Raw genomic sequence first — 11,799 nt, 5'->3', positions numbered from 1 at the left:
ATCTCCGCTGGTGGAGTGCGTGTCCGCGCCGCGGTGCGCCTGGTCGGGGCGGGTTCGGGCCGCCACGATTCCTGCTGCGAGCCTTTTCGGTTCCGCTTCCGGGGTTCAGCCGATCCACGGTTCTGCTATCCGGTCGTACGTTCCGTCGTGCGTCCGCAGGTGCAGCCACTGGTTCACGAACTCCTGGAAGTCCACGTCGCCGCGGGGCAGCGCATAGGCCTTCTCGGCGAAGGTGAACGGCTGGTCGGGGTGCACGGCGCACAGTTCGGGGTGTTGCCTTGCCTGCCATTTGGTCTCGGAACCATCAGTGATCATGAGATCGGCTCGGCCGTTGCGGAGCTGGTCGAAAATCGTGTTGTTGTCGGGGTGCGGAACGATCTCCGCGCGGTGCAACTTCTCGCGGGCGAACTTTTCGTTGGTCCCGCCCGGGTTCACCACCACGCGAACTCCGGGCCGGTCGATCTGCTCCAGCGTCCGGAATCGCGCCGCGTTCTCGCAGCGGGTGATCGGAGTTTTGCCGTCGACCGCGTAGGGCTCGGTGAAGAACACCTCGCGGGCTCGCCCCAGGGTGATCGAGACGCCGCCGACCGCGATGTCGCACCGCTGCCGGAAGTCCTCGTTCAGCGTCGACCAGGTGGTGCCGACGAAGGTGGCGCGCACGTGCAGCGACACGGCCAGGTCGCGCGCCATGTCGACGTCGATGCCGCTCCAGGCCCCGGCCTCGTCGCGGTAGGTGAAGGGCCGGTAGTCCCCGGTGCTGCACACCCGCAGCTCGCCGCGCTCGGTGACCTCGTCCAACCTGGACCGGTCCGCAGTGGACTGATCGGTTCCCGCGCTTTCCGGTTCGCCGCCGGGAAAAGCGCAGCCGCCGCCGAGCACTCCCGTCAACGCGGCGAGCGCGGCGGCGGACGCCGTTGTTCTCCACCCCATGCAAGCCCTCCCGGCAGCTCAGCTGTGCGGCTCGGTGACGGGGAGACTATCGGAACGAGTGCGCCATTCGTCCACCATGATCGGTCCAGTGATCCGTTCACCGGTTGCTCCACTCCGCGCAACCGGTGCGTCCGGCCGCGTTCCTACCGCGGTAGCCGGGTCACGAAGTCCCGCCACACCCGGAAGTTGAAATGGAGACGACCACCGCCGGGATCCTTCGAATCCCGGATGTCGATGCCGTGCGCGGCAATTCGAGCTTCCAGGCAGTTGTTGTTGTGCGGGCCGCTGTAGCTGCTCGTGAACCAGTCGTTCGCAGCGCGGTCAGTGCGCATCGTCGAGTTCCTCTGCTCGTGCCCGGATGAACTTCTGCGAATCCGCAGGACCGAGGGCGACGGCTCGGAGCTGATCGAAAGCGCGGATGCAGAACCGGACGTCCTCGTCGTCGGTGATGTACACGCCGCCGCCCACCAAGGTTGGCTGTTGCACGATGTCCGCGGCAACCCCGCCGAAGCGCAACAGCTGCACCGGTCCGCCGAGCAGCGGGTGGTCCACAATGGACAAAGGGGCTACCTGGACGACCAGGTGGGGGAGCCGTTCCGCCAAGTCGATCATGTGCACGAGCTGGTCGTGCAGGATCTGCGCCGACCCGATGGGGCGGCGCAGTGCGGCTTCGCCGATCACGAACCACAGGTGCGGCGGGTTCTCGCGGGTCAGCAGCCGCTGCCGGTCCAGGCGGAAGGCGACCCGGGCATCGGCATCTTCCTGACTCGTTCCCAGCGCTTCGGCGCGGTTCGCCCGCATCATCGCCCGGATGTAGTCCTCCGTCTGGAGCAGTCCGGGGATGAGCTCGCTGTCGGAGTAGCAGATCTCGGCGGCGTCCTGCTCGTGATCGCTGAGCCGCCGGAACGCGCCGGGCAGGTTGTCGGAGTAGGTGCGGCGCGGCAAGCGCTGCCGGGCGGCCTTGGCGAGCTCGGTGATCTGCGCTCGCCGGTCGGCCGGGGCGCCGTAGTGCCGCAGCAGCGCGTCGAGCTCCATCATCTTGATCGAGCGCTGCCCGCGTTCGAGCCTGCTGATCAGGCTGGTGTCGCTTTCGATCACCTCGGCGGCGTCCTTCTGGCTGAGCCCGGCGGCGATCCGCAGATCGCGGAGTTCCGCGCCGAGCTGCCTGCGCCCGATCGTCGCGCGCGTCGATCCCATCGGTCCGTCCTTCCCGGCGAAAGCGAAAGATCACCCGTCAGAGACCTGGGTAAGTCACCTATGACACTTTACGATCGGTGATCTGATCGACACGGAGGGTGTCGATCGTTCGCAGCCTAGACCTCCCAGAAGGACGTGATCCCAGTGCGTGCCTGCTACTCGCTCATGCAGCTCACCAGCCCGGAAGAGGGACTGGACCTGCTCGTCGAGCACGACGTCGACCCGGCGTCCGGCGACGAGATCTCGCTGCTGGAAGGGCTCCAGGTGTGGGCGGTGCGCGAGCTGACCGCGCAGCGCTGCCGGTTCGGCCTCTACGTCGCCGAGTTCGGCACCTACGACGCCGACGGCGCGCAGCGCGCGTTCCTCCGCGAGCTCTTCCTGGTCTGGGGCGGCACCGAACTCCTCGCCGTGCACCTCAACCACGGCCCGACCCCGGAGCTGTCCCTCGCCGCCCTCAAGGGGAACGGCCCGCCCGCCCGGCGGGAGCGGTGGGCGAGCCGTCCGCCCGGAAGGATCAGGGCCGGCTCTCCCGCCAGCGGTTGGTGATCGGCAGGCGCCGGTCCCGGCCGAAGGCCTTCAGCGTGATCTTGGTGCCCGGCGGGTACTGGCGGCGCTTGTACTCCGCCCGGTCCACCATCCGGATCACCCGCTCCACCAGGTCCGCGTCGAACCCGTCCGACACCAGGTCCGAGTAGTCCCGGTCGCCCGCCACGTAGCCGTCCAGCACCGCGTCCAGCACGTCGTACGGCGGCAGCGAGTCCTGGTCGGTCTGGTCCGGGCGCAGCTCCGCCGACGGCTCCTTGGTGATCGAGCTCTCCGGGATCGGCGGCACCTCGCCGCGCTTCTCCGCCTCCGCGTTGCGCCACTTCGCCAGCTCCCACACCAGCGTCTTCGGCACGTCCTTGATCGGCGCGAAACCGCCCACCGCGTCGCCGTAGATCGTGGAGTAGCCGACCGCCAGCTCCGTCTTGTTCCCCGGCGCCAGCACCAGGTGCCCGTGCTGGTTCGACAGCGCCATCAACGTGACGCCCCGGCAACGGGCCTGCACGTTCTCCTCCGCCAGCCCGGTCAACCCCAGCGGGCCCACGAACGCCGAGACCATGTCCGCGACCGCGATCTCCTGGAAGTGGCAGCCCAACCGGCGCGCCAGCTCCGCCGCGTCCGACCGCGAGTGCTCCGAGGAGTACTCCGACGGCATCGCCACGCCGTGCAGCGCGTCCGGGCCCACCGCGTCCGCCGCCAGCGCCGCGCACAGCGCCGAGTCGATGCCGCCGGAGAAGCCGAACGCCACCGAACCGAACCCGTTCTTGTGCACGTAGTCCCGCAACCCGGTGACCAGCGCCGACCAGATCTCCGCCAGTTCCGGCAGCGGCTCGGCCGGGGGCGGCGCGGGCAGCGGCTCGTACGGCGCCAGCGGCTCCGGCTGCAGCACCGTGCGCGTCACGTCGAACGCCGGCAGCCGCAACCGGCCCTCCGGCTCCGGCACCGTCGTCGACGTGTGCCCGCCCGCGGGCAGGTCCACGTCCACCACCAGCAGGTGCTCGGTGAACTGCGGCGCGCGCGCCAGCACCTCGCCGCCGGTGCCCACCACCATCGAATCGCCGTCGAAGACCAGGTCGTCCTGCGCGCCCACCATGTTCACGTAGGCGATCGGCGCCCCCGCCTCCGCGGCCCGGCGGGCCACCAGCGGCATCCGCACGTCGTCCTTCGACCGCTCGTACGGCGAGGAGTTCACGCACACCACCAGGTCCACGCCCACCGCGCCCAGCGCCGCCACCGGGCCGCCGTTCTGCCAGATGTCCTCGCAGATCACCACGCCCACGTCCAGGCCGTGCAGCCTCACGATCGGCAGGTCGAAACCCGGGGCGAAGTAGCGCGCCTCGTCGAACACGCCGTAGTTCGGCAGGTGGTACTTGTCGTAGGTCGCCACCACCTCACCGCCGTGCAGCAGCGATGCCGAGTTCCGCAGGCCCTCGTCATCGCGGTCCAGGTGGCCCACCACGACCAGCGCGTCCCCGCACCCGGCCTCGCGCAGGTTCACCGCCAGCGCGTCCACCGCCGCCCGGTTCGCCGCCGCGAACGACTTGCGCAGCGCCAGGTCCTCCACCGGGTAACCGGCGAGCACCGTCTCCGGGAAGGACACCACGTGGGCGCCCTCCTGGACTGCCTTGCGCGTCCAGTCCAGGACCATCGCCTTGTTCCCGGCGATGTCCCCGACCGTCGCGTTGACCTGGGCTAGAGCGAGACGCAACTGCGGCATGAACGTCATCTTCGCGCACCCGCCGGAAGAAGACCCACCGCCCGTGACCAACCCGACTCCGAACGCGTGACACCATCGCCTAAATGAGTCGCCTGCTGACCGCCGCCTGCGCGCTGTTGCTGCTCAGCGGTGCCGCCGCCTGCTCCACCACGCCGAGCGCGCCGCTGCTGGAACCGCACTCCGAGCGCAGCGGTCCCGCCGGGCCCGTGCCCGCCGGGCTGGAGCGGTACTACGGCCAGCAGCTCGACTGGGGACCGTGCGCCGACTACGCCACCAGCAGCGCCGACCGCACGGCCTTCCAGGACCGCGCCCTCGAATGCGCCCGGCTGCAGGTGCCGCTCGACCACGCCCACCCGGAGGGCAGGCAGATCAGCATCGGAGTGCTGCGCAAACCGGCCACCGACCCCGATCAGCGGATCGGCTCGCTGCTGATGAACCCCGGCGGGCCCGGCGCCTCCGGGATGAGCGCCGCCGCGAGCCTCGGCCCCGCGCTGCAGAACACCCCGCTCGGCACCCGCTTCGACCAGGTCGGCTTCGACCCGCGCGGCATCGGCGCCAGCGAACCCGCCGTCCGCTGCCTCACCGACCAGGAGTGGGACGCCGACCGGCTCGACTCCGACGCCGACCCCTCGCCCGAGGGCACCGCCGAGACCGAGCGGGAAGTGCGCGAGTACTCCGGCAAGTGCGCGCAGCGCACCGGTACCGACGTGCTCGCCCACGTCGGCACCCGGGACGTCGTGCAGGACATGGACGTGCTGCGCTCCGCGCTCGGCGACCCGAAGCTCACCTACCTCGGCTACTCCTACGGCACCCGCATCGGCTCCGCGTACGCCGAGCAGTACCCGGGCAACGTGCGCGCCATGATCCTCGACGGCGCCATCGACCCGAGCCAGGACGCCATCGACGAGCAGGTGCTGCAGGGCGCCGGGTTCCAGCGCGCCTTCGACTCCTTCGCCCGCTGGTGCACCGAACGCCGCGATTGCGCCCTCGGCCCCGACCCCGCCCGGGCCACCGCCGCGTTCCAGCGGCTCGCGCGGCCGCTGCTGGCGGAACCGGTGCCCGCCGGGGACCGGAAGCTGTCCTACACCGACGCCACCACCGCCGTCATCCAGGCGCTCTACGCGCAGAACATGTGGCCCGCGCTCAACACCGGCCTCGAAGAGCTCGCCCGGGGGCGCGGGACCGTGCTGCTCACCCTCGCCGACTCCTACTACGGGCGCGACGCCGACGGCACCTACAGCAACATCACCGACGCGTTCAACGCCGTGCGCTGCGTCGACGACCCGCGCGTGACCGACCGGAACGTCTTGCGCGAAGCCGACCGCCGCTACCGCGAAGCAGCCCCGTTCCTCGACGACGGGCTGCCCGCCAACAGCGCCATGGACATGTGCTCGTTCTGGCCGGTGCCCGTCACCGGGGAAGCCGAGCAGCCCTCGGTCAGCGGGCTCCCGCCGCTGCTGGTCATCTCCACCACCGGCGACCCCGCCACGCCCTACGACGCGGGAGTGCACCTCGCCGAAGCGCTGCGCGCCCGGCTGCTCACCTTCGAGGGCACCCAGCACACCGCGTTCCTGCAGGGGGACAGCTGCGTCGACCAGGCCGGCATCGACTACCTCACCGAGCTCGAACTGCCCGCCGAAGGCACCCGCTGCACGTGATCACCACCACCGGCGTCCCGCGAACCGGACGGTAACCAGGACGCAACGGGCGCGGTCCCGCAACCCGCGCAGCGCAGGAATTAGGCTGCGGGCATGAACCGCCAGCAGGAGTTCGTGCTCCGCACCCTGGAGGAACGTGACATCCGCTTCGTGCGGCTGTGGTTCACCGACGTCCTCGGCATCCTCAAATCGGTGGCGATCTCGCCCGCCGAGCTCGAAGGTGCCTTCAGCGAGGGCATCGGGTTCGACGGCTCCGCCATCGAAGGGTTCTCGCGCATCTACGAGTCGGACATGATCGCCAAGCCCGACCCGGCGACCTTCCAGGTCCTGCCCTGGGAGACCCCGGACGGCGAGCACTACTCGGCCCGCATGTTCTGCGACATCGCCATGCCGGACGGTTCCCCGTGCTGGGCCGACCCGCGGCACGTGCTGCGCCGCACCCTGTCCAAGGCCACCGAGGCCGGGTTCACCTGCTACGTGCACCCCGAGATCGAGTTCTTCCTGCTGAAGAACCTGCCCACCACCGGCGTCGAACCCGAACCGGCCGACTCCGGCGGCTACTTCGACCAGGCCAGCCACGACGCCGCCCCGCACTTCCGGCGCAACGCCATCGAGACGCTCGAAGCGATGGGCATCTCCGTCGAGTTCAGCCACCACGAGGGCGCCCCCGGCCAGCAGGAGATCGACCTGCGCTACGCCGATGCGCTCACCATGGCCGACAACGTGATGACGTTCCGGTACACGGTCAAGGAGGTCGCGCTCATGCAGGGCGTGCACGCCTCCTTCATGCCGAAGCCGTTCACCGCGCAGCCCGGCTCCGGCATGCACACCCACTTCAGCCTGTTCGAGGGCGACCAGAACGCCTTCTACCACCCGGAGAACCCCTACGAGCTCTCCGACACCGGGCGCGCGTTCGTCGCGGGCATCCTCACCCACGCGCGCGAGATCAGCGCCGTCACCAACCAGTGGGTGAACTCGTACAAGCGGCTCATCGTCGGCGGCGAAGCGCCCACCGCGGTGTGCTGGGGGCACGCCAACCGCTCCGCGCTGGTGCGGGTGCCGATGTACTCGCCCGGCAAGTCCTCCTCGCGGCGCGTCGAGGTCCGCAGCCTCGACTCCGCCTGCAACCCGTACCTGGCCTACGCGGTGATCCTCGCCGCCGGCCTGCGCGGGGTCGAGAAGGGCTACGAGCTGCCGCCCGCCACCGAGGACGACGTGTGGTCGCTGACCGAGGGCGAGCGCAAGGCCGCCGGGTACGCGAGCCTCCCGCAGAACCTCAACGACGCGCTCACCGAGATGGAGACCTCCGAGCTGGTGGCGGAAACCCTCGGCGAGCACGTCTTCGACTTCTTCCTCCGCAACAAGCGCAACGAGTGGGACGGGTACCGCAGCCGCGTCACGCCCTACGAGCTGCAGAGCCTGATGCCGATGCTGTGACCGGCACCCGACCCCCTGTGACCGGGCTCAAGCCGATCTCCTGGGGTCAGGCCGTGGGCAGCCGGAGGGCGGGGCGATAGGTTCGCCCCCGTGACTGATTCGCAGGCGCAGCCCGAGCCCTCCGGCGCCCCCGACGCCGAAGCCACCGCCGACCTGTTGGAGCACCGGGCCGACGAACCGGAATGGCCCGCCGAGCACCACGACGGCCGGGACGACGAAGCCGCCGGAGCCGCCGGTGACGCGGACTTCGACGCCGAGCAGGCCACCCTGATCGGCTGCACCGTCGCCGGGCCCGGCCAGCTGCCCGCGGCCCGCGTGCTGCGCGAATCGTTCCTGCGCCACCACCCCGGAGCCCGCTTCGTCGTGCTGCCGGTCGGCGGCGCGGCCCCCGGCGGCGACGTGGTCACGCCAGGGCGGATCGGCGTCGACGACGACGAGTTCGCCTGCCTCGCCGTCGCCTGCACCGCCGACCAGCTCCGCGCCGTGCTGCGGCCCCGGCTGCTGCAGCACCTGCTGGCGACCGGGGCGACCGCGCTCTACCTCGAACCGTCGGTGCAGATCTTCAGCGAGTTCGACGACCTGCTGCGCGAACTCACCCCCGATCGGCCCGTGGCGCTGGTGCCGCGCGTGCTGCGCACCCTCTACGCCGACGGGTTCCGGCCCAGCGCCACCGACCTCGTCGAGTCCGGGCCGTTCGACCCGAGCGTGCTCGGCGTCCGGCCCGGCGCGGAGGACTTCCTCGCCGCCTGGGCCGAGCAGGTCCGCGCCGACCCCAGCGTCGGGATGCTCCTCGACGGCGCGCCCGCGCTCGTCGACCACCACGTGCTGCGCGATCCGGGCGTCGGGCTGTCGGTGTGGAACGCGGCGCAGCGCGAACTCATCCCCACCGGCGACGGCGGGCACGCGGTGGACGGCGCGCTGCTGCGCAGCATCCACTTCGACGGGTTCCAGCCGCAGCGGCCGTGGCTGCTGTCCACCCACTACGCCGACCGGCCGCGGGTGCTGCTGTCCGAGCACCCGGTGCTCGCCGGGTTGTGCGCCGCCTACCGCAACGCGCTCGTCGAAGCCGGCTACACCCGCGAACAGCCGCACCCGTACGACGCGCTGCCCGACGGCACCCCGCTGCCCGCCGCGCTGCGCCGCGACTACCTCGACGCGTGGCAGCGCGGGACGGCCCCGGCCAGCCCGTTCGCGCCCGGCGGCGGTCCCGCCGACTTCCTCGGCTGGGCCTGCGAACCCGCCGACGACAAGCAGCGCGCCGCGGGCGGATCCCGGTGGACCGCCGCGGTGTGGGCGGACGACCAGGTGCTGCGCGGCAGCTACCCGGAGCCGTTCGGCGCGGACGCCGCCGGGTTCGGCGAGTGGTGCGCGGGCGTCGGCGTCGCCAGCGGCCGGGTCCCCGCCGCCGCCATCGGCGACCGCGGCGACACCGAGCGCTCGACGCTGGTCGACCAGCTCGGCGTGGCCGTCCTCGGCACCGGGCGCACCGCGGAACTGGTCCGCGCCGCCGTGCGCGCCTCCGGGCTGCCGTCCGCGGACACCCCGTACTACCCGGTGGTGTTGCGCTGCGAACCCGGGCTCGCGGTGCCCGCCGGGCGGCTCGCGGTCGACGTGCAGCCCGACGGCACCGATCCGGACGGGGCCGTGGAGGCCTGGGTGCTCTCCGAAGCCGCCCGCCAGGCCACCCGCCGCGCGGGCGGACCCACCACCCGCGTCGTCGCGCTCCCGCTGCTCGACCCCGGTCCGGTGGACCTGCCCACCCGCAAGGCCGCCCGCGCCCGCCACGGGTTGTCGGAGGAGTTCGTCATCGGCGCCTTCGCCGACCACTCCGACGAACGCCGGGACAACGTGCTGGGCCTGGTCACCGCCTTCTTCGCCGCGTTCCCGGAACGGGAGGACGCGCACCTGCTGATCGCCGTCACCGGTGCCGCCGCGCACCCGGAAGCCGCCGAGCGGCTCCGGCTCGCGACCGCCTCCGACCCGCGCGTGCACCTGGTCGAGGACGAGATCGACACGGACGCGCTGCTCGCGACCGCCGACTGCGTCGCCTCGCTGCACCGCCCCGCCGGCGGCGACCGGTACGCGCTGCGGCTGCTGGAGGTCGCCGCGCACGGGGTGCCGGTGCTGGCCGCCGACCACGGCGCCGTCACCGAACTCCTCGGTTCCGCGGGTGCCACCCTGGTGCCCTGCCAGGGCCAGGGCGAACCGGACGTGGAGGCCGCCGCCGCCGCGCTCCGCGCCGCCGCCGACGATCCGGAGGCCATCGCGGCCGCCGGGCAGCGCGCCCGCGACCACCTGCTCGCCCAGCACAGCGTCAACCACGCCGCGGAGCGCCTGCGCGGGCACGTCGAGCACGCCTACCGGAACTGGCGCACCAAGTGGGCCAAGGACCGGCACGGCGACCTGGACGACCCGCTGCACCCGTTGCTGGTCGCGCGGCACGCGCTGCACCGGGCGCCCGACGTCGGCGCGGGCGGCCGGAACTCCGTCGCCCCCGCGCTGCGCAAGGCGGTGCTGCGGGTGCTCAGCCACTACGACGACCACATCCGCGACGTGCTGCGCTCGATGGTGGACGGCGTCGAGCAGACCGCGGCGGAGCTGCTGCGCCGCCAGTACGACGCCGACGGGGGCGGGGAGGAGATCGACCAGCTCCGCGCCGAGCTCGGCCGCGTCGACCAGCGCCACGACCAGCTCGACGAACGGCTCACCAGCATCGACGACGGCATGGTGCGCGCCCGGGCGGACCTCGCCGACCAGCACCGCAGGCTCCGCGCGCTGGAGGGCGGCTCCGCCGCGGAGCCCGGTGCGCAGGACGACCTGCTGGCGCAGCGCCTCGACAGCCTCACCACCGCGGTGGAACGGACCCTGGACCGGATCGACGCGCTGGAGCAGGAGCGCGAAGCGGCCCGGGAGCAGGAGCTGGAGACGACGCTGCGCTCCGCCACCAGCGACGCGGCCTACGCACTGCACCGGACCGACGTGCTGCAGCGCATCCTGCTGCGCGAGCACGAGCGCAACACCGGCGCGGGCGACGGCACCAGCACCCCGGTGCTCTGCGACGCCGGGCTGCTGCGGCTGCCCGCCGACGACGGCCTGATGCTGCCGTGGCTGTCCTCGCACGCCACCTGGGACGCGGAGACCTCGGCGCTGATCGATTCGCTGCTCGAACCGGACGGGGTGTTCCTCGACGTCGGCGCCTACGTGGGCTACCAGGCGGTCCGGGTGTTGAGCAGGCTCGGCAACAGCGGTGCCGTGATCGCGGTCGAGCCCAGCGCGGACGGCCGGGCCCTGCTGCAGCGCAACGTGGAGGTGAACGTGCCCGCGGCCTGGGGCCAGCGGCTCACCACCATCGAGGCCGCCGCGTGGGACGCCCCCGCCGACCTGGTCGCGGAGCGCTCGTTGGCCGGTGGGGTCTCGGTGCGTCCCGCCGAGGAGTCCGATCCGGCCGAGGGCCGGGTGTCCGGCGTCCGGTTGGACAAGGAGCTGGAGGGCACCGCGACGCTGCACGACATGACCCTGTCGGTGGTGCACGTCGACGTCGGTGCCCGCGTCCACCGGGTGCTCGGCGGCCTCGTCCGGCTGCTGCGGCGGGACCGTCCGTCGATCATCTGCTCGTTCACCCCGGCCGGCATCGCCGAACTCGGCGACGACCCGGCGACCGCGTTGCGCGAGTTCGGGACCTGGGGCTACGAGCTGGTCCCGGTCGGGCGCACGACGGCGGTTCCCGCGTCCGAGCTGTTGGAGGCCGTGGAAGCGGCGGGCACGAGCACGGTGAAGCTCTGGCTCCGGCCGAAGGGGAAGTGATCCTCCGCCGACGGTGGATGTCAAGGGTCTGACCAGGCGATTTGACATTCACGGAGAGTGTGCGTAACTTTCTCTTCGTCGCACGGCAAGCCGGACGGAACAGGACGCAAGAGCCTGGCGGGGACGGCGAAGGTGGCGGCGCCCGGGTTTCACCCGGAAGCGCGCACCGGACGGGACGAGCGGGTTTGACACCGCGAAGCGGACCGGGTAACGTACGGCAGTCGCTGAAAACGAGAGGCGCTCCTTCGCGGAGCGGGTCACGACTCAGCAGTGGACAACTCCAGAACAGGTCGACGATCGGGCCGGCCAGGGACGCGGGAAACCGCGGAAACGCGAAAGCGACCCCCCCTGAAACGGCCGGAAATCGGGCCTGCTAGAGTTTGAAACATCGCAAGAACGAAAGACGGAATGAACTGACTCCCCGGAGTTCGCGACCCTGAATGCAGGGGTTGTGGGTGATGGTGTGGGTGTGTTCTTTGAGAACTCAACAGCGTGCCGATGATGGTGAGTGGT

8 protein-coding genes are annotated in these 11,799 nt (G+C 71.7%); 4 read left to right on the top strand and 4 right to left on the bottom strand.

The genetic code is table 11. The annotated features are described in order from the left end of the window. Nucleotides 1-105 precede the first annotated feature (105 nt). The 3 genes from LCD35_RS10130 to LCD35_RS10120 all read right to left on the bottom strand — a co-directional run bounded on the left by LCD35_RS10130 (nt 106) and on the right by LCD35_RS10120 (nt 2,127). Nucleotides 106-930 carry a transporter substrate-binding domain-containing protein gene (locus LCD35_RS10130; RefSeq protein WP_225044082.1) on the bottom strand — a complete coding sequence of 275 codons (825 nt, stop codon included), beginning with the start codon at nt 928-930 and terminating at the stop codon, nt 106-108. A gap of 143 nt (nt 931-1,073) precedes the next feature. Then, nucleotides 1,074-1,262, bottom strand: a complete 189-nt coding sequence (locus tag LCD35_RS10125) for a DUF397 domain-containing protein (protein WP_225044081.1) — start codon at nt 1,260-1,262, stop codon at nt 1,074-1,076. Next, nucleotides 1,252-2,127: a helix-turn-helix transcriptional regulator gene (locus LCD35_RS10120; RefSeq protein ID WP_225044080.1), complete on the bottom strand. Its 876-nt coding sequence runs from the start codon at nt 2,125-2,127 to the stop codon at nt 1,252-1,254. Before LCD35_RS10120 ends, LCD35_RS10125 begins: the two co-directional genes overlap by 11 nt. Nucleotides 2,128-2,262: 135 nt before the next feature. Here LCD35_RS10120 and LCD35_RS10115 point away from each other — a divergent pair, with 135 nt between their 5' ends. Continuing rightward, a complete protein-coding gene (locus LCD35_RS10115) occupies nt 2,263-2,673 on the top strand; it encodes a hypothetical protein (protein ID WP_224956182.1) in 411 nt (136 codons plus the stop codon). Here LCD35_RS10115 and LCD35_RS10110 read toward each other — a convergent pair. Further along, a complete protein-coding gene (locus tag LCD35_RS10110; protein WP_224956183.1) occupies nt 2,642-4,387 on the bottom strand; it encodes an NAD+ synthase in 1,746 nt (581 codons plus the stop codon). The two genes, LCD35_RS10115 and LCD35_RS10110, sit on opposite strands and share 32 nt — an antisense overlap. An 83-nt stretch (nt 4,388-4,470) precedes the next feature. Here LCD35_RS10110 and LCD35_RS10105 point away from each other — a divergent pair, with 83 nt between their 5' ends. The 3 genes from LCD35_RS10105 (at nt 4,471) to LCD35_RS10095 (ending at nt 11,286) form a co-directional block, all read left to right on the top strand. Beyond that, complete coding sequence (locus LCD35_RS10105) at nt 4,471-6,045, top strand: alpha/beta hydrolase (RefSeq protein ID WP_224956184.1); 1,575 nt, start codon at nt 4,471-4,473, stop codon at nt 6,043-6,045. A gap of 93 nt (nt 6,046-6,138) precedes the next feature. After that, a complete protein-coding gene (gene glnA / locus LCD35_RS10100; protein ID WP_224956185.1) occupies nt 6,139-7,482 on the top strand; it encodes a type I glutamate--ammonia ligase in 1,344 nt (447 codons plus the stop codon). A 90-nt stretch (nt 7,483-7,572) separates the two neighbouring features. Next, nucleotides 7,573-11,286 (top strand): glycosyltransferase, encoded by a 3,714-nt coding sequence (locus LCD35_RS10095; RefSeq protein ID WP_225044079.1) that lies wholly within the window; start codon nt 7,573-7,575, stop codon nt 11,284-11,286. The last annotated feature ends 513 nt before the right edge of the window (nt 11,287-11,799 follow it).

The organism is Saccharopolyspora sp. 6V (assembly GCF_020176785.1).
Taxonomy (GTDB): Bacteria; Actinomycetota; Actinomycetes; order Mycobacteriales; family Pseudonocardiaceae; genus Saccharopolyspora_C; species Saccharopolyspora_C gregorii.
The sequence above is the reverse complement of the archived record's forward strand: the minus strand, read 5'-3'. Positions and strand labels throughout refer to the sequence as shown.

Bases quoted from the DNA above. Each gene is read 5' to 3' on its own strand.
- LCD35_RS10130 (WP_225044082.1), bottom strand. From the start codon at position 930: ATGGGGTGGAGAACAACGGCGTCCGCCGCCGCGCTCGCCGCGTTGACG.
- LCD35_RS10125 (WP_225044081.1), bottom strand. From the start codon at position 1,262: ATGCGCACTGACCGCGCTGCGAACGACTGGTTCACGAGCAGCTACAGC.
- LCD35_RS10120 (WP_225044080.1), bottom strand. From the start codon at position 2,127: ATGGGATCGACGCGCGCGACGATCGGGCGCAGGCAGCTCGGCGCGGAA.
- LCD35_RS10110 (WP_224956183.1), bottom strand. From the start codon at position 4,387: ATGCCGCAGTTGCGTCTCGCTCTAGCCCAGGTCAACGCGACGGTCGGG.
- LCD35_RS10105 (WP_224956184.1), top strand. From the start codon at position 4,471: ATGAGTCGCCTGCTGACCGCCGCCTGCGCGCTGTTGCTGCTCAGCGGT.
- glnA (WP_224956185.1), top strand. From the start codon at position 6,139: ATGAACCGCCAGCAGGAGTTCGTGCTCCGCACCCTGGAGGAACGTGAC.